Below are 23487 nucleotides of genomic sequence, written 5' to 3' on the forward strand. Positions count from 1 at the left end.
GGTGTGCGGCCGGCCTCCGTCGTGGGTGGGCGTCCCCGCAGGGGTCAGTCCGTGCCGAACTCCATCGCGGCGCGGTCCAGCAGCGCGTCGTCCTCGGAGACCTCGCCGCGCGAGGCGATGGCCTCGGCCCCGCCCTCGGGCATCTCCGGCATGGTGCCGATGAGGCCGGTCGCGGCCGCTTGGGCCGCGCCGATGGCGGGGCTGCCGGTGCCGATCAGACCGAGCACGGCGTACTGCTCCAGCTTGGCGCGCGAGTCGGCGATGTCCAGGTTGCGCATGGTCAGCTGGCCGATCCGGTCCACCGGGCCGAACGCGCTGTCCTCGGTGCGCTCCATGGACAGCTTGTCCGGGTGGTAGCTGAACGCGGGGCCGGTGGTGTCGAGGACCGAGTAGTCCTCGCCGCGCCGCAGCCGCAGGGTGACCTCGCCGGTGACGGCCGCGCCGACCCAGCGCTGCAACGACTCGCGGATCATCAGCGCCTGCGGGTCCAGCCAGCGGCCCTCGTACATGAGGCGGCCCAGCCGCCGTCCCTCGTTGTGGTACTGGGCGACGGTGTCCTCGTTGTGGATCGCGTTGACCAGGCGCTCGTAGGCCGCGTGCAGCAGGGCCATGCCGGGCGCCTCGTAGATGCCGCGGCTCTTGGCCTCGATGATGCGGTTCTCGATCTGGTCGGACATGCCCAGGCCGTGCCGGCCGCCGATCGCGTTGGCCTCCGTCACCAGGTCGACGGGGGAGGCGAACTCCTTGCCGTTGACGGTCACCGGGCGGCCCTGGTCGAAACCGATCGTCACGTCCTCGGCGGCGATCTCCACCTCCGGGTCCCAGAACCGCACGCCCATGATGGGCTCGACGGTCTCGACGCCGGTGTCCAGGTGCTCCAGGGTCTTGGCCTCGTGGGTGGCGCCCCAGATGTTGGCGTCGGTGGAGTACGCCTTCTCGGTGCTGTCCCGGTAGGGCAGGCCGTGGGCGACCAGCCACTCCGACATCTCCTTGCGCCCGCCGAGCTCGGTCACGAAGTCCGCGTCCAGCCAGGGCTTGTAGATGCGCAGGTGCGGGTTGGCGAGCAGACCGTAGCGGTAGAACCGCTCGATGTCGTTGCCCTTGAAGGTCGAGCCGTCGCCCCAGATCTGGACGTCGTCCTCGAGCATCGCCCGGACCAGGAGGGTGCCGGTGACCGCACGGCCCAGCGGGGTGGTGTTGAAGTAGGCGCGCCCGCCCGAGCGGATGTGGAACGCCCCGCAGGTGAGCGCGGCCAGGCCCTCCTCGACCAGCGCGGCGCGGCAGTCGACCAGGCGCGCGATCTCCGCACCGTAGGTCTTCGCGCGGCCGGGCACCGAGGCGATGTCGGGCTCGTCGTACTGGCCGATGTCGGCGGTGTAGGTGCACGGGACGGCGCCCTTGTCGCGCATCCACGCGACCGCGACGGAGGTGTCGAGCCCGCCGGAGAAGGCGATGCCGACGCGCTCGCCGGCGGGAAGGGAGGTGAGGACCTTGGACATAGGAAGATTATGCATGAACTCGCATGGTCATGCAAAGGGCTCGGGTTGCTCCGTCTCCGGCCCAGGTCGCGGCGGTCCGGTCGTGCCGTTCTCCCGGCTCAGCCGCTGCGGCCACCACACCTTCGGTCCGATGTCCAGGAACAGGGAGGTGACCAGGATCGAGCGCACGATGAAGGTGTCCAGGAGGACGCCGAGGGCCACCGCGAAGCCGATCTCCGCGAAGGCGACCATGGGCAGGGTGCCGAGGGCCGCGAAGGTGCCGGCCAGGACCAGGCCCGCCGAGGTGATCACCGCGCCGGTCGCCGCCAGGCCCGTCACCACGCCCCGTCGAGTGCCCTGGTGGGCGGCCTCCTCGCGGATCCGGGTGGTCAGGAAGATGTTGTAGTCGATGCCCAGGGCCACCAGGAAGACGAAGACGAACAGCGGGAAGTCGGTGGACTCGCCCGCGTAGTCGAAGACGTGGCGGAACGCCAGCGCGCTGATGCCCAGGGCCGCCGCGAAGGACAGGATGACCGTGCCCACCAGCAGCAGCGGGGCGATCAGGGCGCGCAGCAGGCCGCAGAGGATGAGCAGGACCACCGCCAGTACCAGCGGGATGATGAGGAGGTTGTCGTGCCGGGTCGCCGCGTCCATGTCCAGCAGGGCCGCCGTGCCGCCGCCGACCCGGGCGTCGGCGTCGGGCACCGCGTGCGCCGCGTCCCGTACCCGTTCCACCGTGCGCTTCGCCGCGTCGCTGTCCGCCGGGGCGGTCATGGTGGCCTCGAACAGCACCTTCCCGTCGTGCACGGGTTTCGTGCCGGGTGGCACGCCGACGGACCTCGGCACGCTCCTTCCGTGGCCGCCACCGCCCGGCTCACCTGCCGGGCCCGGGCCTGGTCGGAGACGATGACGAGCGGGTCGCCGCTGCCCGCCGGGAAGTACTTCTCCGACACCTGCTGGCCCGTGATCGAGTCCGGTTTCCCGGTGAAGGCGTCCGCGTTGGAGATGCCCTCGGCGCGCAGCTGGATCAGGCCCAGGGAGCAGACCGCCAGGGCGAGCGTCGTCACGGCCCAGATCATGCGCGGGCGGCGGGCGATGCCCCGGCCCGTGCGGGCCCAGACGCCGTGCCCGGTGGGGTCGTCCGAGCCGGCGTGCGGGATCACCGGCCAGAAGATCCAGCGGCCGAAGATCACCAGCAGCGCGGGGAACAGGGTGGTCATCGCGAGCAGCGCCACCGCCACGCCGATGGCCGCCACCGGACCGAGGCCGGCGGTGGAGTTCATCTCGGCGACGGTCAGCACGAGCATGCTCAGGACGACCGTGGCGCCCGACGCCAGCACCGCGGGGCCCGCCCGGCGCAGAGCCCGGGCCATCGCCTCGTGCCGGTCCTCGTGGCGGCGCAGCTCCTCCCGGTAGCGCGCGACGAGCAGCAGGGCGTAGTCCGTCCCCGCGCCGAACACCAGCACCGTCAGGATGCCGGCGCTCTGACCGTTCACCGTCAGACCGGCGTGATGGGCCAGGAAGTAGATCAGCGCCTGGGCGGTGAACAGGGCGGCGACCACGGCGAGCACCGGGACGACCAGGAGGGTGGGACTGCGGTAGGTGATCAGGAGCATGACCACGACCACGGCCATCGCCGACAGCAGCAGGGTGGAGTCGATGCCGTCGAAGGCCTCGGAGAAGTCCGCCGAGGTGCCGCCGGGCCCGGTGATGTGCACGGCGAGCCCGGCGCCGCCGTCGCCGACGACGTGCCGGATCGAGTCGACGGCCGGGACGATGCGCTGCCAGCCCTTCTCGTCCATGGTGATCGGCACGAGGATCTGGGCGGCGCGGGGGGCGTCCGGCCGGTCGTAGAGCGGGCCGCGGGTCTCGGCGCCCCGGATGCCGTGGGCGGTGAGCCGCCGCAGCCCGGCGGCGTCCTCGGCGATCCGCGCCCGGTCCTGCGCCGTCAGGCCGCCGTCCCGTGCGTAGACGACGACCGCGGGGATCTGCTCGGGCCGGAAGTCCTGCGAGATCTCCAGGACCTGCGTGGACTCGGCCGATCCCGGCAGCCAGGAGGCCGCGTCGTTGTCCTGGGCGTCGGTGAGCCTGGAGGCGAAGGGAGCCGTCAGGAACAGCGCCACCACCCACAGCGCGAGCACCGCCCACTTGGCGCGCCGCCCGCAGACCAGCCGGGCAGCCCCCCGGCCGCCCTTCACGCCGGGTCCCGCGGAAGGAGGCGCGAGAGTGGCCCGGGAACCCCGTGCACGGCCACACACAGCCCGCGCCCGGCGACGGAACGCGACCACCGCCGACCGATGCCCCCAACCCCCGCGGGGCATGGCAGGCTTGGGGCATGGCCGTGCAGATCAACCCCAGCATCCTGTCCGCCGATTTCGCCCGCCTCGCGGACGAGGCGAAGGCGGTCGAAGGAGCCGACTGGCTCCACGTCGACGTCATGGACAACCATTTCGTCCCGAACCTCACGCTCGGTGTGCCGGTCGTAGAGTCACTGGCCCGTGCGACGGACACTCCGCTGGACTGCCATCTGATGATCGAGGCCCCTGATCGCTGGGCCCCGCAGTACGTCGAGGCGGGGGCCTCGTCCGTCACCTTTCACGTCGAGGCGGCCGCCGCGCCCGTGCGGCTCGCCCGCGAGATCCGGGCGAAGGGCGCCCGTGCCTCGATGGCGCTCAGGCCCGCCACGCCGATCGAGCCGTACGAGGACCTGCTGCCCGAGCTCGACATGCTGCTGATCATGACGGTCGAACCCGGCTTCGGCGGTCAGGCCTTCCTCGACATCATGCTCCCCAAGATCCGCCGCACCCGCGAGTTGATCAGCAAGCACGGCCTCGACCTGTGGCTGCAGATCGACGGCGGGGTCTCGGCGGCCACGATCGAGCGGTGCGCCGAGGCGGGCGCGGACGTGTTCGTGGCAGGCTCGGCCGTCTACGGGGCCGACGACCCGGCGGAGGCGGTCCGTGGCCTGCGGGCTCAGGCCGAGGCGGCGACCGCCGGCGCCACCTGGAGTTGTGCCCACTGAACCGACCACTTGCCGACAGGAATGTGAACGGCTCCCATCAGAGCTGATCAACTGCGCCGGATCTGCGAGGATGAACGGCGTATCCAGAGTGTGAACAGCAGTGAGGAGATCGCCGTGTCGGGTATGTCGGCGGGCCGGTCAGCCATGCGGATGGGACCCGCTGAGCTGGTGCAGGCGGCGGCCATGGCCCGCCGCTTCTACCTTGAGGGCAAGTCCAAGATCCAGATCGCGGAGGAGTTCGGCGTCAGCCGCTTCAAGGTGGCCCGGGTCCTGGAAACCGCCCTCGAACGGGATCTCGTACGCATCGAGATCCGCGTGCCGGCCGAACTGGACGCCGAGCGCTCCGACGCGCTCCGCGCCCGTTACGGCCTCAGGCACGCCGTCGTGGTCGAGTCCCCGGCCGAGGCGGAGGAGACCACGGATCCCGAGAACCTGGGAGAAGTGGCCGCCGACCTGCTGGGCGAACTGCTCGACGAGGGGGACGTGCTGGGATTGGCCTGGGGCCGGTCCACGATCCACATGGCGGCGGCGCTGGACCGGCTGCCGCCGTGCACGGTCGTGCAGTTGACGGGTGTGTACGACGCCGGGACCGCCGAGCGCGGCTCGGTCGAGGCGGTGCGCCGCGCCGCCCAGGTGTCCGGGGGCGACGCGCACCCGATCTACGCGCCGATGCTGCTGCCGGACGCGGCCACCGCGATCGCGCTGCGCCACCAGACCGGGATCGCCCGGGCCTTCGACTACTTCGACAAGGTCACGGTCGCCTGTGTCTCCATCGGCTCGTGGGAGCCGGGCATCTCCACGGTGCACGACATGCTCAGCGACGAGGAGCGCGGCCACTACGCCTCGCTCGGGGTCGCCGCCGAGATGTCCGCGCACCTCTTCGACGCCGAGGGGCGCAGGATCGGACGCGACCTGGGCGAGCGGTGCATCACGGTCAAGGCCGACCAGTTGCGCCGGATCCCCGAGGTCGTCGCGATCGCCGGCGGTCAGCGCAAGGCGGCCGCGATCGACGCGGTGCTGCGGTCCGGACTCGTCACCAGCCTGGTGACGGACACGTCCGCGGCCGACTACCTGATGACGGCCGGCCCGACGCCCAAGCCCGCCCTCAACCGGTCGGACCCCGACGGGATCTGACGGATGATCAGAGAGAGGGGGGCGGTCTTCCGGGGCCGCCCCCCTCTGCCGTGACCACGACTCGCTCAGGACGGTGCCTGGATGACGGAGCACATGCTCGAACTGGACCTCGACGACGTCACGGACAAGGCGGCCCTGATGGACCGCTGCGTGCGCCACCTCGAACTGCCCGACCGGTTCGGCCGTACCTGGGACGCCCTCGCCGAGGGCCTCGCCGCCCTCCCCGACGGCCCCGAGTCCGGCCCGGTGCTGGTCGTGGTGCGGAACTGGCGGCAGTACGCCAGATCCCGGCCCGAGGAGTGGGAGATCGCCCAGGAGGTGTTCTCCTCCGCGGCGGACCGGGCGCCCGCGCTGTCCGTCGTGCTCGCTCTCGGAGGATCCTCCTAACACCCCCGTGAGCTGCTTGGACGTTCCGTCCGGGCAGCACATCGCGGCCGTCGTGGGACAATGAAGTACGTGCTTCTCCCCCTGGCTGACCTGTCCGGGGGTCACCTCTGATCGACTGGGATGTGCAGCACGTGCGTTTCCTCAACGACATCCAGCCCGCCTACGACCTCACCTACGACGACGTCTTCATGGTGCCGAGCCGCAGCGCGGTCGGGTCGCGTCAGGCCGTGGACCTCGGCGCCCCGGACGGCACGGGCACCACGATCCCGCTGGTCGTCGCCAACATGACCGCCGTCGCCGGTCGCCGGATGGCCGAGACCATGGCCCGCCGCGGCGGACTCGTGGTGATCCCGCAGGACATTCCCATCGACGTCGTCACCGACGTCGTCACCTGGGTCAAGAGCCGCCACCTGGTGCTGGACACCCCGATCGTGCTCTCCCCGCACCAGACGGTGGCCGACGCCCTGGCCCTGCTGCCCAAGCGCGCGCACAACGCGGGCGTCGTCGTCGACGAGGACTTCCGCCCGGTCGGCGTCGTCACTGACACGGACCTCAGCGGCGTCGACCGCTTCACGCAGCTCGAAGTCGTCATGTCGCGCGACCTGCTGCTCCTGGACGCCGGGATCGACCCGCGCGAGGCCTTCAACACCCTCGACGCGGCCAACCGGCGCTACGCCCCCGCCGTCGACGCCGAAGGCAAGCTCGCCGGCATCCTCACCCGCAAGGGCGCCCTGCGCGCCACGCTGTACACGCCCGCCGTCGACGCGCAGGGCAAGCTGCGCGTCGCCGCCGCCGTCGGCATCAACGGCGACGTCGCGGGCAAGGCCGAGCAACTCCTCGACGCCGGCGTGGACACGCTCGTCATCGACACGGCGCACGGCCACCAGGAGTCGATGATCAGCGCCGTCCGCACGGTGCGCGCGCTCGACCCGCGGGTGCCGATCGTGGCCGGCAACATCGTCTCCGCCGAGGGCGTCAAGGACCTGATCGACGCGGGCGCCGACATCATCAAGGTCGGCGTCGGCCCCGGCGCCATGTGCACCACCCGGATGATGACCGGCGTGGGCCGGCCGCAGTTCTCGGCCGTGCTGGAGTGCGCGGCCGAGGCCAGGAAGTACGGCAAGCACGTGTGGGCCGACGGCGGCGTCCGCCACCCCCGCGACGTCGCCATGGCGCTGGCCGCGGGCGCGTCCAACGTGATGGTCGGGTCCTGGTTCGCGGGCACCTTCGAGTCCCCGGGCGACCTTCAGCACGACGCGAACGGCCGCCCCTACAAGGAGTCGTTCGGCATGGCCTCCGCGCGGGCCGTCCGCAACCGCACCTCCGAGGAGTCCTCCTACGACCGCGCCCGCAAGGCGCTGTTCGAGGAGGGCATCTCCACCTCCCGCATGTTCCTCGACCCGGCCCGCCCGGGCGTCGAGGACCTGGTCGACTCGATCATCGCGGGCGTGCGCTCCTCCTGCACCTACGCGGGCGCCGCCTCCCTGGAGGAGTTCGCCGAGAAGGCCGTCGTGGGCGTCCAGAGCGCGGCCGGCTACGCGGAGGGCAAGCCGCTGCACGCCAGCTGGAGCTGAGCCGCCCGCCGCACGGCCCCCCCGGACGAACGGGGGGCCGTGCGCCGGCGCCGGCCGCCACGGTCGGACGCGGGGAGACCGCCGGCTGCGGGACGCCGGACCTGGCGCCGCCGGGACGCCGACGGAGCCCTGCGCGGGCACGCCGACGACCGCGTCTTTCCTGGTCACGGCATTCGCCTGACCTGGCCGGGTGCAACACCCTTCCCCGCCCGCGCAACGAACACCCGCCGTGCCGCGATGAACGCAATGATCATGCGCGTATGCGCAAGGTTGCTGCATTACAGCGGCAACGTCCCGGCTCGTAGGGTTCTGCGCTGTACGTAGCGTGGCGGGGACCCCGCTCGGTGGGTTCCTGCTCGCACAGGTGCGCCGCCGGTCCCCGTCGCGCCGAGAGGCAGCGACGAAGGAGTCACGCGTGCTCGACCAAGGCGCACCCCCGCACCAGCGCAGTCGGACCGCCCCCGCGTCCCCGGGGCCGTTCGCGCGCCTCATGCGGCGCAAGCCCGTGGAACGCCTGGTCGCCGAGGGCGGCCAGGGAGAGGGCGGCTCCCTGCGCCGCTCACTCGGGCTCTGGCAGCTCACCATGATCAGCATCGGCGCCACCCTCGGCACCGGCATCTTCGTCGTCCTCGGCGAGGCCGTCCCCAAGGCCGGACCGGCCGTCACCGTCTCGTTCGTGATCGCCGGTCTCACGGCGCTCTTCTCGGCCCTCTCCTACGCGGAACTGGCCGGCACCATCCCGGTCGCCGGGTCCTCGTACTCGTACGCGTACGCGACGATGGGCGAACTGATCGCCTGGATCTGCGGCTGGTGTCTGGTCCTGGAGTACGGCGTCTCGGTGGCCGCGGTCGCCGTCGGCTGGGGCGAGTACCTCAACGAACTGCTCGACGGGACCATCGGCGTCACCATCCCCGACGCGCTGTCGGCGCCGCCCGGCGACGGGGGCGTCTTCAATCTGCCCGCCCTCATCGTCGTCCTGCTGGCGATGGCCTTCCTGCTGGGCGGCGCCCGCGAGTCGGCGCGCGCCAACACGATCATGGTGGCCGTCAAGATCGCCGCGCTGGTGCTGTTCTGCGCCATCGGCGTCCAGGGATTCCGTTCCGGCAACTACGAGAACTTCATGCCCATGGGCATGGCGGGCGTCAGCGCGGCCGGGGCGACCCTGTTCTTCTCGTACATCGGCTTCGACGCCGCCTCCACCGCCGGCGAGGAGGCGAAGAACGCGCAGCGCGACCTGCCCCGGGCCATCATGCTGTCCCTGGTCATCGTGACCGCCCTGTACGTGCTCGTCGCGGCCGTGGCCGTCGGCGCCGAGCCGTGGCAGCGGTTCGGCGACTCCGAGGCCGCGCTCGCCCAGATCATGCGCGAGGTGACCGGGGAGTCCTTCTGGGGGACCCTCCTCGCCTTCTGCGCGGTCATCGCCATCGCGAGCGTCGTGCTGACCGTGCTGTACGGCCAGACCCGCATCCTCTTCGCGATGTCCCGCGACGGCCTGGTGCCCAAGGTCTTCTCCAAGGTCCACCCGAAGACCGGCGCGCCGCGTGCCAACACGGTGATCGTGTCCCTCTTCTGCGGCGTCCTGGCCGCCGCGATCCCGCTGGGCCAGCTGGCGGACGCCACCAGCATCGGCACGCTGTTCGCGTTCGGGCTGGTCAACATCGCGGTCGTGGTGCTGCGCCGGACCCGGCCGGAGATGCCGCGCACCTTCCGCGTGCCGCTGTCCCCGGTCCTGCCGGCCGTGGGCTTCGGCCTCTGCGTGTGGATGATGGGCAGCCTGTCGGCCGTCACCTGGGTGGTCTTCGGAGTCTGGATGGCGGTCGGGCTCGTGGTGTACTTCCTCTACGGCCACCGCCGCTCCCGACTCGCGTCACCCGCACCATCTGAGAAGTGATCGACCCACTGTGCTGAACGATCTCGACGAACGCATCGTGCACGCCCTCGCCGAGGACGCCCGCCGCTCCTACGCGGACATCGGGCACCTGGTCGGCCTGTCCGCGCCCGCCGTGAAACGGCGCGTGGACCGGCTGCGGGCCACCGGAGCCATCACCGGCTTCACCGTACGGGTCGACCCCGCGGCCCTCGGCTGGGAGACCGAGGGGTTCGTCGAGATCTACTGCCGGCGCAACACCTCCCCGGAGACCATCCAGCGGGGCCTGGAGCGCTACCAGGAGGTCGTGGCGGCGTCCACCGTCACCGGCGAGGCGGACGCCGTCGCCCAGGTCTTCGCCTCCGACATGCGCCACTTCGAGCGCGTCCTGGAACGCATCGCCGGCGAGCCGTTCGTGGAGCGGACGAAGTCCGTGCTGGTGCTCTCCCCGCTGCTGCGCCGCTTCTCGTCCGGCTCGCCCACCTGACCAGCGCTCGCCATCCCGCCGACGGACCTGCGCCGACGGCATCGGCCGGACGACGGTCCTGCGGCCGCCGTGCCGATGACGAGCCGCCGGCACGGGGAGCCGGCCCGGCCGGGGAAGAGGGGCCGACCTCGCGCCGGTGCGCCGGGGGCCCGGGGCCGGGAGCGGGAAACGCACTGGGCGGCGGGACGGACCGCGGCTAGCATCGTGTCCATGACCTGGCGACATTGATCCACGACCGGCTCCGACGTCCGTCGACTGACCGCCGCGCTCCACGCCTACGCGTTCCTCGACGAGTTCGTGCTGCTCTACCCCGTCTACGTGCTGCTCTTCGCCGACAGCGGGCTGTCCGTGGGGCGGATCTCCTCCCTGTTCGTCCTGTGGTCGCTGACCGGCGTCCTGCTGGAGGTCCCCTCCGGGGCCTGGGCCGACGCCGTGTCCCGACGGCTGCTGCTGTGGCTCGGCCCGCTGCTGGGCGCGGCCGGCTTCGCGCTGTGGGTGCTCGTCCCGTCGTACTGGGCCTTCGCGGCCGGCTTCGTCCTGTGGGGAGCGCGCGGGGCGCTGGGTTCCGGCGCGCTGGAGGCGCTGGTCTACGAGGAGCTGGAACGGGCCGGCGCGGCGGACCTGTACGCCCGGCTGATGGGCCGCGCGCACGCGCTGGGCCAGGCGGCCGTGATGTCGGCGACGGCAATGGCCGGGCCGGTGCTCTCGGCCGGCGGCTACCGGGCCGTCGGCGCGGCCAGCGTGCTGGCGAGCCTGCTGTGCGCCGTGGCCGCCACCCGCTTCCCCGAGCACCGCGCCCCGGCCGCCGCCCCGTCCGGGCACGACGGCTGGGCGGCCGCCCAGCGGGCCGGCTTCGCCGACGTCCGCGCCGACCGTTCCGTCCTGGGCGCCCTGCTGCTCGTGCCGGCCGTCACGGCGGTGTGGGGCGCGCTCGACGAGTACACCCCGCTGCTGGTGGGGGAGACCGGCGTCCGGGACGCCGACGTCCCCTACCTCCTCGTGCTGATCTGGGCCGGTGTCACGGCCGGCAGCCTGCTGTCCGGTGCGGCCGGACGCCTCGGCCGCACCGGGCTCGCCGCGCTCCTCGCGGGCGCGGCGCTCGCCCTGGCGGCCGGCGCGCTCACGGGGAGGCCGGCCGGCATCGCCCTCGTCGCCCTGGCCTTCGGCGGCTTCCAGCTCGCCACGGTCCTGGCGGACGTCCGGCTCCAGCACCGCATCGAGGGCGGCGCCCGCGCCACCCTGACCTCGGTGGCGGGCCTGGGCACGGAGCTGGTGACCATCGGGGTGTACGGCGCGTACGGGCTCCTCGGGCCGGCCTTCGGTCACGGCGCCGTGTTCGCCCTGTGCGCGCTGCCGTACCTGGTGACGGCCCTGGCGCTGGCGGCTCGGAGGGGGAAGCGGTGAGCGTGCGCAACGAATCGCCGTCGTACCCCCCGCGCACGCAACGATCCGCTCACCGGCGCGCAACGGCTCCTTCTTGTCCGGTCCGCGCGGCCGACCGTACCGTCTAGGTGGCCCCCACAACGGCCCCGCCACGGCCTTCGCCCGGCCCCCACGCCCCCTCGTACCCGGTGAGGATCACGCATGCGCACCGCCCTGCTCCAGAGCTCCGGCCGTCCCGGATCCGTCGTCGAGAACCTCAAGGTCCTCGACGAGGCCGCGGAGCGCGCCGCCGCGGCGGGCGCCGGGCTGCTCGTCTCCCCGGAGCTGTTCCTCACGGGGTACGCGATCGGCGACGCCGTCGCCCGTCTCGCCGAGCCCGCCGACGGGGACTCCGCGGACGCGGTCGCCGAGATCGCCGCTCGGCACGGGCTCGCCCTCGCCTACGGCTACCCCGAGCGCGACGGCGAGACGGTCTTCAACTCCGCCCAGCTGATCTCCGCCGAGGGCGTCCGGCTCGCGAACTACCGCAAGACCCACCTCTTCGGCTGCTTCGAGCGCGACCACTTCCGCCCGGGCGGGCAGCCGGTGGTCCAGGCCGAACTGAACGGCCTCACGGTCGGCCTGATGATCTGCTACGACGTCGAGTTCCCGGAGAACGTGCGCGCCCACGCCCTGGCCGGCACCGACCTGCTCGTCGTGCCGACCGCGCAGATGCACCCCTTCCAGTTCGTCGCCGAGTCGGTGATCCCGGTGCGCGCCTTCGAGAACCAGATGTACGTCGCCTACGTCAACCGGGTCGGACGGGAAGGGGAGTTCGAGTTCGTCGGGCTGTCCGCGCTGGCCGGGCCCGACGGGGTCGCCCGGGCCCGCGCCGGACGCGACGAGGAGCTGGTGTTCGCCGACGCCGACCCCGTCGCCCTCGCGGCCTCCCGGGCCGCCAACCCGTATCTGCACGACCGCCGCCCCGGCCTCTACGGGTCCCTGGTCTGAACCCCCGCCGTTCCTCCACCCCGTTCGTCCCCGCCGCAAGGAGTCCGCACCCCATGACGTCCACCGTGCCCAACGCCGTCGAGCACGCAGACGAGCAGCAGCCGCCGATCACCATGTTCGGCCCGGACTTCCCCTACGCGTACGACGACTTCCTCGCCCATCCGGCGGGCCTCGGCCAGATCCCCGCGACCGAGCACGGCACCGAGGTCGCCGTCATCGGCGGCGGGCTGTCGGGCGTCGTGGCCGCCTACGAGCTGATGAAGATGGGCCTCAAGCCGGTCGTCTACGAGGCCGACGAGATCGGCGGGCGGCTGCGCACCGTCGGCTTCGACGGCTGCGACCCCTCGCTCACCGCGGAGATGGGCGCGATGCGCTTTCCGCCGTCCTCCACGGCGCTGCAGCACTACATCGACCTGGTGGGCCTGCGGACCCGCCCGTTCCCCAACCCGCTCGCCGAGGTGACCCCTTCGACGGTCGTCGACCTCAAGGGCGAGTCGCACTACGCCGAGACGATCGACGACCTTCCGCAGGTCTACCGCGACGTCGCCGCGGCCTGGAACAAGTGCCTGGAAGAGGGCGCGGACTTCTCCGACATGAACCAGGCCATGCGCGAGCGCGACGTGCCGCGCATCCGCGAGATCTGGGCGAAGCTCGTCGAGAAGCTCGACAACCAGACCTTCTACGGCTTCCTCTGCGACTCCGAGGCGTTCCGGTCCTTCCGGCACCGCGAGATCTTCGGCCAGGTCGGCTTCGGCACGGGCGGCTGGGACACCGACTTCCCCAACTCCATCCTGGAGATCCTGCGGGTCGTCTACACCGAGGCCGACGACCACCACCGCGGGATCGTCGGCGGCAGCCAGCAGCTCCCGCTGCGGCTCTGGGAGCGCGAGCCGCAGAAGATCGTCCACTGGCCGTACGGCACCTCGCTGGCGAGCCTGCACGAGGGCGGCGAGCCCCGTCCGGCCGTGACCCGGCTGCACCGCACCGCCGGGAACCGGATCACGGTGACCGACGCGGTCGGCGACATCCGCACCTACTGGGCGGCGATCTTCACCGCCCAGTCCTGGATGCTGCTCTCGAAGATCGCCTGCGACGACTCGCTCTTCCCGATCGACCACTGGACGGCGATCGAGCGCACCCACTACATGGAGAGCTCGAAGCTGTTCGTTCCCGTGGACCGGCCGTTCTGGCTGGACAAGGACGAGGAGACCGGGCGGGACGTCATGTCGATGACGCTCACCGACCGGATGACGCGCGGGACCTACCTGCTCGACGACGGCCCCGACAAGCCGGCCGTCATCTGCCTGTCCTACACCTGGTGCGACGACAGCCTGAAGTGGCTGCCGCTCTCCGCGAACGAGCGGATGGAGGTCATGCTGAAGTCGCTCGGCGAGATCTACCCGAAGGTCGACATCAGAAAGCACGTCATCGGCAACCCGGTGACCGTCTCCTGGGAAAACGAGCCCTACTTCATGGGCGCGTTCAAGGCCAACCTGCCCGGCCACTACCGCTACCAGCGGCGGCTGTTCACGCACTTCATGCAGGACCGGCTGCCCGAGGACAAGCGGGGCATCTTCCTGGCCGGCGACGACATCTCCTGGACGGCCGGCTGGGCCGAGGGCGCCGTCCAGACCGCGCTGAACGCGGTCTGGGGCGTGATGCACCACTTCGGCGGGACGACCGACGCGACCAACCCGGGGCCGGGCGACGTGTACGACGAGATCGCGCCGGTGGAGCTGCCGGAGGACTGAGGTTCCCCTCCGGAACCTCACAGCGGGGTGAGCATCATCCGCCCCGCGAAGCCGACGGCCGTGTCGAGCCGCTCGGTGAACTCCTGGGCCACGTCCGGGAGTCGGCGCAGCACCCACAGGGCCCGGGCCGCCGTCCAGGTGGCGTCCCGGGCCCGTTCCAGGCTCCAGGAGCCGAGCAGGTGGGTGAGCGGATCGGCGATCTGCAACAGGTCGGGCCCCGGCATCAGCTCTTCGCGGACGCGTTCCTCCAGCGAGACGAGGAGATCGCCCACGCGGTCGAACTCGTCCTCCAGCTCGGCCGGTTCGCAGCCGAGGGCGCGACAGGCGTCCACGACGGCGAGCGCGAGGTCGTGCCCGATGTGGGCGTTGACGCCGGCGAGCGCGAACTGCAGCGGCCGCACGCCGGGATGGCGGCGGAACTCCAGCAGCGGACGCCAGCAGGCCGGTGCGCGCCTCTCCGACTGCGCCGGGTCGACGGCGTCCAGGTAGCGCTGCGCGAACCGTACGTCGAGCGTGCTCGCGGCTCGCGGGTCCGGGAACCGGCCCCGGTCGATGCGCCGGTCGACCTCCTGGGTCACCGCCAGGTAGACGCGGTTGAAGACCGCGACCCCGTCCTGGGGAGGCAGGGTCGCGTCGAGGGCGCGCATCCGGGCGAGCACGTCGTCGACGCTCGCGCCGAACGGGTCGGCGGTCGTGTCGACGCCCGGCTCGGCGGGGGGACTGCACTGTTGCGATTGCGGCATGGGGGCAGGGTCGCAGTCCTGGACCCGCCCGTGTGCCGGCGGGCCCGAGGCTTCCCCGGAACGGGGGACGCCCCCGCGCCGGGGGCCGACCGGCGCGGCTCGGCGGGGTGACCGCAACGGCGGCCGCCGTCCCGGGCCGCCAAAGGAGGGGCGCGGCAGCGACCGGCCCGGCGGGCCCGGCGGGCGGTTCGGGCCGTCGCAACGTCTAGGAACCGGCGTCGTCGTAGCTGCTGGTGCCCTCGTCCAGCAGCGGCCGCTGCGTCCTGAGGTGGGCGGGCGCGAACGCGCGCAGCGCGTGGTAGCCGGTGACGACGACGACGGTGCCGAGCGCGATGCCGCTCAGCGAGAAGGTGTCGGTGAACGTCATCGTGACGTTGCCGACGCCGATGATGATGCCCGCCGCGGCCGGCACCAGATTCAGCGGGTTGCGCAGGTCGACGCCGGCGTTGAGCCAGATCTGCGCCCCGAGCAGGCCGATCATGCCGTACAGGATGACGGTGATCCCGCCGAGGACGCCGCCGGGGATGGCGGCGACGATCGCGCCGAACTTCGGACACAGGCCGAACAGCAGGGCGAACCCGGCGGCGGCCCAGTAGGCGGCCGTCGAGTAGACGCGGGTGGCGGCCATGACGCCGATGTTCTCGGAGTAGGTCGTGTTGGGCGGCCCGCCGAGGGCGGTGGACAGCATCGAGCCGACGCCGTCGGCGGAGATCGCCGTGCCCAGCCGGTCGTCGAGGTTGTCACCGGTCATCTCGCCGACCGCCTTGACGTGCCCGGCGTTCTCCGCGACCAGCGCGATGACGACCGGCAGGGCCACCAGGATCGCCGACCAGTCGAAGGACGGGCCGTGGAAGGACGGCAGGCCGATCCAGTCGGCGTGACCGACGCCGGACAGGTCGAGCCGCCAGTGGTCGGTGACCTTGCCGCTCGCGTCGGCGGAGTGGATCCGGCCGAAGATCCGGTCGAACGCCCACGACAGGGCGTAGCCGAGGACGAGCCCGAGGAAGATGGCGATGCGGGACCAGAACCCGCGCAGACAGACCACCGCCGCGGCCGTGAACGTCATCACCAGCAGCGCCGTCCACTGGTCCTGCGGCCAGTAGGTCGACGCGGTGACCGGGGCCAGGTTGAAGCCGATCAGCATCACCACCGCGCCCGTCACGATCGGCGGCATCGCGGCGTGGATGATCCGGGCCCCGAAGCGCTGTACGGCCAGCCCGACGCCGAACAGCGCGACCCCGACGACGAACACCGCCCCCGTGACGGTGGCGCTCGTGCCGCCCTGCGCCCGGATGACCGCCGCCACGCCCACGAACGACAGCGAGCACCCGAGGTAGCTGGGCACCCGGCCGCGGGTCGCGAGCAGGAAGACGACGGTCGCGACCCCGGACATCATGATGGCGAGGTTGGGGTCCAGGCCCATGAGGACCGGCGCCACGAAGCTCGCCCCGAACATCGCCACCACGTGCTGGGCGCCGAGGCCGGCCGTGCGCGGCCACGACAGCCGTTCGTCGGGGCGGACCACCGCGCCGGGCGCCGGAGTGCGTCCGTCGCCGTGCAGTTTCCAGCGGACGCCAAGATCCATGGTGCGGGTTCGCTTTCCTGAGGGGGCGGCTGTCCCGGTCATCCTCCCGTGCGGGACGGCGATGAGCGACCGCTTAGCGGCGGCTTAGGATGGAGGTCGTTGCCCCATACATGCGCAGGAGTGCCCGCCGTGACCGCCGAAGCCCCGCCCGCCCCCGCCGTGTCGTACGGCCGGCTCGTCCCGGTCACCGTCCACTTCGACGACCTGGACGCGCTCGGGCTGCTCCACAACGCCCGCTACCCGCTGATGGTCGAACGCGCCTGGACCGAGCTGTGGCAGGAGCACGGCGTCCGCTTCGAGGGCGACTGGGCCACGGCCGGCGATGCCTGCAACGCCGTCAGGGAACTGCGCGTCAGCTACGAGGCCCCGGTCACCAAGCCGGGTGCGTACGCCGTGCACCTGTGGCTGGAGCGGCTCGGCACCACCGGCCTGACCTACGGCTTCCGGTTCTGCTCGACGGACGGGACGCTGACCTACGCGCGCGGCGAACGGGTCCTCGTCCGGCTGGACCCGGCGACCATGCGCCCCGCGCCGTGGAGCGAGACCTTCAGGACCGGGGGTCGGGCACTGCTGCGGCCCGCGGACTGACCTTCGCTCCCTTGCGCTCACCGCCGCGCAGCACCCCGGCGAAGGCCACCAGCCCGCACGCGAGCACCGTCACGACGACGAACGACACCGTCAGGCTGGTCGCCTGCGCCACCCCGCCGATCAGGCTGGGCGCGATCAGTCCCGAGGTGTACGTGATGGTCGCGACGCCCGCGATGGCCTGGCTGGGGTTGGGGCCGCTGTGGCCGGCGGCGGCGAAGCACAGCGGCACGACGACCGCGATGCCCAGCCCCATCAGCGCGAACCCGCCGATCGCCACCGCCGGCTGACCCGAGACGACGATCAGGAGCCCGCCGAGCGTGGCCAGCACGCCCCCGGCGCGCACGGTGCGCACCGTCCCGAACCGGTTCACGACGGCGTCTCCCGCGATCCGGGCCACCGCCATGGTGAACATGAAGCCGGTCGTGCAGGCCGCCGCGACCCCGGCCGAGGACGCGAGCCGGTCGCGCAGGTACACGGCCGACCAGTCCAGGCTCGCCCCCTCCGCGAACACCGCGCAGAACCCGACCGCGCCGATCAGCAGTGCCGAGCGGGGCGGCAGCGCGAACCGCGGCGGCGGCTCCTCGTCCTCGCTGGGCCTGATGTCCAGCACCCATCGGCAGACCACCAGTCCGCACGCGGTGAGCACCGCCGACGCGAGCACATGGTGCAGACGCGCGTCCGCGCCCAGGTGCGCGGCGAGCGTCCCGCCGGCCGAGCCGATCAGCGCGCCCGCGCTCCACATCCCGTGCAGCCCCGACATGACCGACCTGTCGAGCAGCCGTTCCACCTCGACGCCGAGGGCGTTCATCGCGACGTCCGCCATGCCCGCGGCCGCTCCGTAGGTGAACATCGCCAGGCACAGGACCGGCAGGTTCGGCGCGAGGGCGGGCAGCACCAGCGCCAGCGTCCACAGGGCGAGCAGGGCGCGCAGTGCCGCCCGGCTGCCGAAGCGATGGGTGATCGAGCCGGCCAGCGGCATCGCGCAGGCCGCGCCGAACGCGGTGAACGCGAGGGCGAACCCGAGCTGTCCGGTGGAGACGTCGGCGTGGTCCTGGATCCACGGCACCCGGGTGGCGAACGAGCCGGTGACCGCGCCGTGCACGGTGAACACGGCCCCGACGGCGTACCGCGCGCGCCGTACATCCGCCGGTGTGTGCACCACGTCGACCGCTCCGCTCATGCTCCGCCCTCTCCGGGTCCGCACCGCGCCGCCGCGATGCCGTCGTAAACTATCAGGAACCCTGCCTGATAAATAGGGCGCCTGGTCGCGATCCGTCGACCGAGTCCCCCTCCGCCGTGGGAGGATTCCCGCCATGCCCGCATCCCCGAGCACCGCCCGGGCCATCAACGACCGGCTCGCCCTGCGGCTGCTGCAACACCAGGGCCCGTTGACGGCGGGGCAGTTGAAACAGCTCACCGGTCTCTCCCGGCCCACGGTCGCCGACCTCGTCGAACGCCTCACCGCCTCCGGACTGATCGAGGTCGCCGGGGAGGCGGGCGAGCAGCGCCGCGGCCCGAACGCGAAGCTCTACGGCATCGTCGCCGACCGCGCCCACCTGGCCGCGCTGGACGTGCGGACCGAGGGGGTCGCGGTGCTCGTCTCCGACCTCGTCGGGCGGGTGCTCGCCGAGGGGGCCGTGCCGATCGGCGGCGACACCGGCACCGGGACGGCCGTCGAGCGGGCGGTCGCGCTCGTCGAACGGGCGGCGAACGAGGCGGGGGCCGACCGGCTGCACACCCTGTGCGTCGGCGCGCCCGGCCTGATCGACCCGGTGAGCGGCGAACTGCGTGACTCCAGCGGGCTGCCCGCATGGCACCGCCGGCTGGTGGCCGCCCTGCAGCAACGGTTCCCGGACGCCCGCGCGCACGTCGAGAACGAGACCAACCTCGCCGCCCTGGCCGAACAGCGCGAGGGCGGCGCCCAGGACCGCGACACCTTCGTCCTGCTCTGGCTCGGACACGGCACCGGCGCGGCCGTCGTCCTGGACGGCGCCCTGCGCCGGGGGGCCTCCGGCGGCACCGGCGAGATCGGCTTCCTCCCGGTCCCCGGGACCGACGGCCTGCCCTCGGCCACCGGGTGCGAGGGCGGCTTCCACTCCCTGGCCGGCTCGGCGGCGGTCACCGCCCTGGCGGGGGAGCACGGCCTGACGGCACGGGCCCGCGCCGGCGAGCCGGTGGCGGCGGAACTGGTGCGCCGGGCGGTGGACGCGGTGCGCGCGGCCCCCGCCGACCGCCTGCCCGCCGCCGCCTCCGACCGGTTCCTCGACGCCCTGGCCGACCGTCTGGCCGTCGGGGTCGCCTCCGTCGTCGCCGTCCTCGACCCCGGCTGTGTGGTGCTCGGCGGTGAGCTCGGTCAGGCCGGCGGCGGCGAGCTGGCGCTCCGGGTGGCGCGGCGGCTCCGCCTGATGGCGCCCCTGCCCACGGAGGTGCGCCCCAGCGCTCTGGGCGGCGGCGCCGTCCTGCGCGGGGCCCTGCTCACGGCCCGCGAGTCGGCGCAGGACGAACTCTTCGGAGGCGCCGAGCGGGAGGCGCGCGGCCTGCCGGGGCCGGGGCGGCGACGGATGCGGGTCGCCAGGTGATCTGCGGACGCGTGGAACGCTTCGGTGCTCGCGGCCGGCCGTAAAAGGAGACCCGGCGGCGGGCAAGGGCCGTCGTCACCGCCACCGGGCCGACCCGTCGACCCTAGAAAGGACTAGACCAAAGCGTCAAGAGGGGTGGACCAACGGAGATGGTGACGCCGATGGACAGCACGGCGACGTTCTGTGAGCCACCCCACACACTTCACCTGTATGGACCTGGATCCGGCGTGGCACACTGGCCCTGTACCTAAAGCAGCGCACTCCGGGGTCGGTGAAAGTCCGAACCGGCGGTTACAGTCCGCGACCCGGCCGCTTCCAGCGGCCGGTTGACCAGGTGAAATTCCTGGACCGACGGTTAAAGTCCGGATGGGAGGCAGTGCGCGGCGGGCGGGCATTCGTGCGCGCCGCCGTATTCGTGCTCGTCCGCGGACGAGCACGTTCGGCGTCGCCCCCGGTGCCGTTGCCCGTAGCTGCTGTCGTCATCGACAGGCCCCGGAGTCCGTGCCCGAAGAGGCAGGAGGACCCGGGAAGTGTTCACCGGAATCGTCGAAGAGCTGGGTGAGGTCACCGCCGTCGAGAATCTCGGCGACGCCTCCCGCTTCCGGCTGCGCGGCCCCGTCGTGACCGACGGCGCGAAGCACGGCGACTCCATCGCCGTGAACGGGGTCTGTCTCACCGTCGTCGAGCACGAGGGCGACGAGTTCACCGCCGACGTCATGGCGGAGACCCTGAACCGCTCCAGCCTCGGCGCCCTCGGTGTCGGCTCCCGCGTCAACCTCGAACGCCCCACCGCCGTCGGCGACCGCCTCGGCGGGCACATCGTGCAGGGACATGTCGACGGCACCGGCACGGTGGTGGAGCGCCGGCCCTCCGAGAACTGGGAGATCGTCAAGATCTCCCTGCCCGACGGCCTCGCCCGGTACGTCGTCGAGAAGGGCTCCATCACGGTCGACGGCATCAGCCTGACGGTCGTCGACGCCGGCCCCGACCACTTCACCGTCAGTCTCATCCCCACCACCCTCGCCCTGACCACGCTCGGCCTCAAGCAGCCCGGCGACCCGGTCAACCTCGAAGTGGACATCGTCGCCAAGTACGTCGAGCGGCTGCTGGCGAGCACTCAGGGCACGGCCGGCACACCGGGAGCGGCCCGGTGAACTGGCTGAACTCCGAAGCCTTCGTCATGTTCGACCAGCACATCATCCGGTCGGACATGATCGGCAACATCCTCGGTCTGATCACGCTGGCGCTCGGCTGGCGCCGCTCGCTGCTGACCTGGCCCGTGCAGTTCCTCTCCGGCCTCGTCCTCTTCGTCGCCTTCTACGGTCATCTGGCCGGCAGCGCCGGCAAGCAGGTGGTCGTGATGGTGGTCGCCCTGTACGGCTGGTGGCAGTGGAACCGCAGCAGGGGGCGGTCCGCGGACGGCCAGATCACCCCGCGCTTCGCCACCTGGGCCGAGCGCGCGGCCATGCTCGGCGCCGCCGCCGCCGGAACGGTCGCCGTGGCCCTGCTGTTCAAGGCCCACCCGTCCCTGTCCTGGGACCCCTGGCCGGACGCCTACATCTTCGTCGGCACCGTCGTGGCCATGTACGCCCAGGCGCGCGGCATGGTCGAGTTCTGGATCGCCTGGCTCCTCGTCGACGTCGTCGGCGTCCCCCTCAACTTCGCCAACGGCTACGCCTTCTCCGGCTTCGTGTACGTCATCTACGGCGCGCTCGTCCTGTGGGGCATGCGTGACTGGTGGCTGCGCTCCCGCAAGGCCTCGCAACCCGCTCTGGAAGGAGCGCCGGCATGAGCACAGCGCCCATCCTCTTCAGCCCCGACGGGTTCGAGGACCTCTCGCTGGACCCCGTCGAGCAGGCCGTGGCCGACATCGCGGCCGGCCGCCCGATCGTGGTCGTCGACGACGAGGACCGCGAGAACGAGGGCGACCTCGTCGTCGCCGCCGAGAAGATCACCCCCGAGATCGTCGCCTTCATGATGAGCGAGTGCCGCGGGCTGATCTGCGCCCCCATGGAGGGCGACGAGCTGGACCGTCTGCGCCTCCCGCAGATGGTCGACGACAACAGCGAGTCGATGAAGACCGCCTTCACGGTGTCCGTGGACGCCGCCGCGGCCCACGGAGTGACCACCGGCATCTCCGCCGCCGACCGCGCCGCCACCCTCCGGCTGCTGGCGAGCGGCGACGCCCAGCCGGCGGACTTCGTCCGGCCCGGCCACATCTTCCCGCTGCGCGCCCAGCCCGGCGGCGTGCTGACCCGCAACGGCCACACCGAGGCGGCCGTCGACCTGGCCCGTCTCGCGGGGCTGCGGCCGGCCGGCGCGATCGTCGAGATCGCCGGCGAGGACGGCCGGATGCTGCGGCTGCCGGAACTCATCCCCTTCGCCCGCAAGCACGGGCTGACGATCATCTCCATCGAGGACCTGATCGCCTACCGCCGCGGCTCCGAGCCCACCGTGCGCCGCGAGGCCGAGACCCGGCTGCCCACCGTCCACGGCACGTTCACCGCCTACGGCTACCGCTCCACCGTGGACGGCGTCGAGCACGTCGCCCTCGTCCACGGCGACATCGGCGACGGCGAGGACGTCCTGGTCCGCGTCCACTCCGAGTGCCTCACCGGCGACATCTTCGCCTCCCAGCGCTGTGACTGCGGCCCCCAGCTCGACGCGTCCCTGCAGCGCATCCAGAGCGAGGGCCGGGGCGTGATGGTCTACCTGCGCGGGCACGAGGGCCGGGGCATCGGCCTGCTGTCCAAGCTGCGGGCGTACGAGCTCCAGGAGCAGGGCCACGACACCCTCGACGCCAACCTGGAGCTGGGCCTGCCCGCCGACGCCCGCGACTACGGGGCCGGCGCGCAGATCCTCGACGACCTCGGCGTGCGCAGCGTCCGCCTGATGACGAACAACCCCGAGAAGACCGAGGCGCTCGTCCGGCATGGCATCGAGGTCACCCGGCGCGAGCCCATGCCCGTGCAGGCGGGCGAGCACAACATCCGCTACCTGCGCACCAAGCGGGACCGGATGGGACACGACCTGCCCTGGCTGGACGCGGTCCCCGTGTCCCCCTGCGGCAACCAGTAACGCAAGTCGGCACCGCACGAAAGGCAAGAGGAGAGACGTGAGCGGCAAGGGCGCACCGGAACTGTCCGTACGCAATGTGGGTGACCTCCGGGTCGCCGTCATCGCGGCGCAGTGGCACGAGAAGGTGATGGACGGTCTGGTCGACGGCGCGCTGCGCGCCCTGCACGACCTCGGCATCGACGAGCCGACCCTGCTGCGGGTCCCCGGCAGCTGGGAACTCCCGGTCGTGGCCAAGGTGCTGGCCGGACGCGGATACGACGCGATCGTCGCCCTCGGCGTCGTCATCCGCGGCGGCACACCGCACTTCGAGTACGTGTGCCAGGGCGTCGCCCACGGCCTCACCCAGGTCTCCGTCGAGACCGGCGTCCCCGTCGGCATGGGCGTCCTCACCTGCGACACCGAGGAGCAGGCCCTGGACCGGGCCGGCCTGGAGGGCTCCAACGAGGACAAGGGACACGAGGCGGTGACGGCGGCGGTGGCCACCGCCGCCATCCTGCGCTCAGTATCCGAACCCTGGCACTGACCCGCCCGGTCTTCGGGCTAGGCTGACCTCACCATGTCGAACAAGACTTTCGAGGAGCTCTTCACCGAGCTCCAGCAGAAGGCCGCCAATGGCGACCCCGCCACTTCCCGCACCGCCGAACTGGTCGGGAAGGGCGTCCATGCCATCGGCAAAAAGGTCGTCGAAGAGGCCGCCGAGGTCTGGATGGCGGCCGAGTACGAGGGCAAGGAGGCGGCCGCCGAGGAGATCTCGCAGCTGCTCTACCACGTTCAGGTGATGATGGTCGCCCGCGGAATCTCGCTGGACGACGTCTACGCCCATCTGTAGAACACTCTCCGG

20 protein-coding genes, 1 pseudogene and 1 riboswitch are annotated in these 23487 nt (G+C 72.3%); of the genes and pseudogenes, 16 read left to right on the forward strand and 5 right to left on the reverse strand.

Annotated elements, in window-relative coordinates; translation table 11 throughout:
- Window positions 1-44: 44 nt before the first annotated feature.
- Both argG and ACFVYK_RS18155 read right to left on the reverse strand, forming a co-directional pair.
- Window positions 45-1499: an argininosuccinate synthase gene (gene argG / locus ACFVYK_RS18150; protein WP_389774739.1), complete on the reverse strand. Its 1455-nt coding sequence runs from the start codon at window positions 1497-1499 to the stop codon at window positions 45-47.
- Window positions 1500-1526: 27 nt separating this feature from the next.
- Window positions 1527-3676 (reverse strand): annotated as a pseudogene (locus ACFVYK_RS18155) (MMPL family transporter).
- A 137-nt stretch (window positions 3677-3813) separates the two neighbouring features.
- On the opposite strand from ACFVYK_RS18155, the gene rpe reads away from it, so the two are divergent.
- From rpe to ACFVYK_RS18200, 9 genes are all read left to right on the forward strand, one after another.
- Window positions 3814-4500 (forward strand): ribulose-phosphate 3-epimerase, encoded by a 687-nt coding sequence (gene rpe / locus ACFVYK_RS18160; RefSeq protein ID WP_389774742.1) that lies wholly within the window; start codon window positions 3814-3816, stop codon window positions 4498-4500.
- 90 nt (window positions 4501-4590) lie between these two features.
- Window positions 4591-5634: a sugar-binding transcriptional regulator gene (locus tag ACFVYK_RS18165; RefSeq protein ID WP_389774745.1), complete on the forward strand. Its 1044-nt coding sequence runs from the start codon at window positions 4591-4593 to the stop codon at window positions 5632-5634.
- A gap of 81 nt (window positions 5635-5715) precedes the next feature.
- Window positions 5716-6021, forward strand: a complete 306-nt coding sequence (locus tag ACFVYK_RS18170) for a barstar family protein (protein WP_389774748.1) — start codon at window positions 5716-5718, stop codon at window positions 6019-6021.
- Window positions 6022-6152: 131 nt separating this feature from the next.
- A complete protein-coding gene (locus ACFVYK_RS18175; protein WP_389774877.1) occupies window positions 6153-7595 on the forward strand; it encodes a GuaB1 family IMP dehydrogenase-related protein in 1443 nt (480 codons plus the stop codon).
- Window positions 7596-8010: 415 nt separating this feature from the next.
- On the forward strand, window positions 8011-9486 hold the full coding sequence (locus ACFVYK_RS18180) for an amino acid permease (RefSeq protein WP_389774751.1): 1476 nt from the start codon (window positions 8011-8013) through the stop codon (window positions 9484-9486).
- Window positions 9487-9496: 10 nt separating this feature from the next.
- Complete coding sequence (locus ACFVYK_RS18185) at window positions 9497-9949, forward strand: Lrp/AsnC family transcriptional regulator (RefSeq protein ID WP_234516885.1); 453 nt, start codon at window positions 9497-9499, stop codon at window positions 9947-9949.
- A gap of 255 nt (window positions 9950-10204) precedes the next feature.
- On the forward strand, window positions 10205-11353 hold the full coding sequence (locus ACFVYK_RS18190) for an MFS transporter (RefSeq protein ID WP_389774879.1): 1149 nt from the start codon (window positions 10205-10207) through the stop codon (window positions 11351-11353).
- 180 nt (window positions 11354-11533) lie between these two features.
- A complete protein-coding gene (locus ACFVYK_RS18195; protein WP_389774754.1) occupies window positions 11534-12322 on the forward strand; it encodes a carbon-nitrogen hydrolase family protein in 789 nt (262 codons plus the stop codon).
- A gap of 53 nt (window positions 12323-12375) precedes the next feature.
- Window positions 12376-14073, forward strand: coding sequence for a flavin monoamine oxidase family protein (locus ACFVYK_RS18200; protein WP_389774755.1), 1698 nt, complete (start codon window positions 12376-12378; stop codon window positions 14071-14073).
- Window positions 14074-14090: 17 nt separating this feature from the next.
- Here ACFVYK_RS18200 and ACFVYK_RS18205 read toward each other — a convergent pair whose 3' ends face one another.
- Together ACFVYK_RS18205 and ACFVYK_RS18210 are read right to left on the reverse strand one after the other, a co-directional pair.
- Complete coding sequence (locus ACFVYK_RS18205; RefSeq protein WP_389774758.1) at window positions 14091-14816, reverse strand: DUF5995 family protein; 726 nt, start codon at window positions 14814-14816, stop codon at window positions 14091-14093.
- A gap of 205 nt (window positions 14817-15021) precedes the next feature.
- Window positions 15022-16401, reverse strand: coding sequence for a uracil-xanthine permease family protein (locus ACFVYK_RS18210; protein WP_389774761.1), 1380 nt, complete (start codon window positions 16399-16401; stop codon window positions 15022-15024).
- Window positions 16402-16530: 129 nt separating this feature from the next.
- Between ACFVYK_RS18210 and ACFVYK_RS18215 the strand changes: the two genes are divergently transcribed.
- A complete protein-coding gene (locus ACFVYK_RS18215; protein WP_389774763.1) occupies window positions 16531-16989 on the forward strand; it encodes an acyl-CoA thioesterase in 459 nt (152 codons plus the stop codon).
- Here ACFVYK_RS18215 and ACFVYK_RS18220 read toward each other — a convergent pair.
- Complete coding sequence (locus tag ACFVYK_RS18220) at window positions 16949-18169, reverse strand: MFS transporter (protein WP_389774764.1); 1221 nt, start codon at window positions 18167-18169, stop codon at window positions 16949-16951. The two genes, ACFVYK_RS18215 and ACFVYK_RS18220, sit on opposite strands and share 41 nt — an antisense overlap.
- Window positions 18170-18302: 133 nt before the next feature.
- On the opposite strand from ACFVYK_RS18220, the gene ACFVYK_RS18225 reads away from it, so the two are divergent.
- The 6 genes from ACFVYK_RS18225 to ACFVYK_RS18250 all read left to right on the forward strand — a co-directional run bounded on the left by ACFVYK_RS18225 (window position 18303) and on the right by ACFVYK_RS18250 (window position 23475).
- Window positions 18303-19568, forward strand: a complete 1266-nt coding sequence (locus ACFVYK_RS18225; RefSeq protein ID WP_389774766.1) for an ROK family transcriptional regulator — start codon at window positions 18303-18305, stop codon at window positions 19566-19568.
- A gap of 253 nt (window positions 19569-19821) precedes the next feature.
- Window positions 19822-19952, forward strand: a riboswitch (FMN riboswitch).
- Window positions 19953-20098: 146 nt separating this feature from the next.
- Window positions 20099-20722 (forward strand): riboflavin synthase, encoded by a 624-nt coding sequence (locus ACFVYK_RS18230; protein ID WP_389774768.1) that lies wholly within the window; start codon window positions 20099-20101, stop codon window positions 20720-20722.
- Complete coding sequence (pnuC, locus tag ACFVYK_RS18235) at window positions 20719-21360, forward strand: nicotinamide riboside transporter PnuC (protein ID WP_389774770.1); 642 nt, start codon at window positions 20719-20721, stop codon at window positions 21358-21360. Before ACFVYK_RS18230 ends, pnuC begins: the two co-directional genes overlap by 4 nt.
- Window positions 21357-22646, forward strand: coding sequence for a bifunctional 3,4-dihydroxy-2-butanone-4-phosphate synthase/GTP cyclohydrolase II (locus ACFVYK_RS18240; protein WP_389774772.1), 1290 nt, complete (start codon window positions 21357-21359; stop codon window positions 22644-22646). The genes pnuC and ACFVYK_RS18240 overlap by 4 nt, the downstream gene beginning before the upstream one ends.
- Window positions 22647-22683: 37 nt before the next feature.
- Window positions 22684-23169 carry a 6,7-dimethyl-8-ribityllumazine synthase gene (gene ribH, locus ACFVYK_RS18245; protein WP_389774775.1) on the forward strand — a complete coding sequence of 162 codons (486 nt, stop codon included), beginning with the start codon at window positions 22684-22686 and terminating at the stop codon, window positions 23167-23169.
- A gap of 33 nt (window positions 23170-23202) precedes the next feature.
- Complete coding sequence (locus tag ACFVYK_RS18250) at window positions 23203-23475, forward strand: phosphoribosyl-ATP diphosphatase (protein WP_200300558.1); 273 nt, start codon at window positions 23203-23205, stop codon at window positions 23473-23475.
- The last annotated feature ends 12 nt before the right edge of the window (window positions 23476-23487 follow it).

The organism is Streptomyces sp. NPDC058291, assembly GCF_042880855.1.
In the GTDB taxonomy this organism is placed as follows: Bacteria; Actinomycetota; Actinomycetes; order Streptomycetales; family Streptomycetaceae; genus Streptomyces.

Coding starts and splice junctions, on each gene's coding strand:
- argG (WP_389774739.1), bottom strand. CDS start 1,499: ATGTCCAAGGTCCTCACCTCCCTTCCCGCCGGCGAGCGCGTCGGCATC.
- rpe (WP_389774742.1), top strand. CDS start 3,814: ATGGCCGTGCAGATCAACCCCAGCATCCTGTCCGCCGATTTCGCCCGC.
- ACFVYK_RS18170 (WP_389774748.1), top strand. CDS start 5,716: ATGACGGAGCACATGCTCGAACTGGACCTCGACGACGTCACGGACAAG.
- ACFVYK_RS18195 (WP_389774754.1), top strand. CDS start 11,534: ATGCGCACCGCCCTGCTCCAGAGCTCCGGCCGTCCCGGATCCGTCGTC.
- ACFVYK_RS18200 (WP_389774755.1), top strand. CDS start 12,376: ATGACGTCCACCGTGCCCAACGCCGTCGAGCACGCAGACGAGCAGCAG.
- ACFVYK_RS18205 (WP_389774758.1), bottom strand. CDS start 14,816: ATGCCGCAATCGCAACAGTGCAGTCCCCCCGCCGAGCCGGGCGTCGAC.
- ACFVYK_RS18210 (WP_389774761.1), bottom strand. CDS start 16,401: ATGGATCTTGGCGTCCGCTGGAAACTGCACGGCGACGGACGCACTCCG.
- ACFVYK_RS18220 (WP_389774764.1), bottom strand. CDS start 18,169: ATGAGCGGAGCGGTCGACGTGGTGCACACACCGGCGGATGTACGGCGC.
- ACFVYK_RS18225 (WP_389774766.1), top strand. CDS start 18,303: ATGCCCGCATCCCCGAGCACCGCCCGGGCCATCAACGACCGGCTCGCC.
- ACFVYK_RS18240 (WP_389774772.1), top strand. CDS start 21,357: ATGAGCACAGCGCCCATCCTCTTCAGCCCCGACGGGTTCGAGGACCTC.
- ACFVYK_RS18250 (WP_200300558.1), top strand. CDS start 23,203: ATGTCGAACAAGACTTTCGAGGAGCTCTTCACCGAGCTCCAGCAGAAG.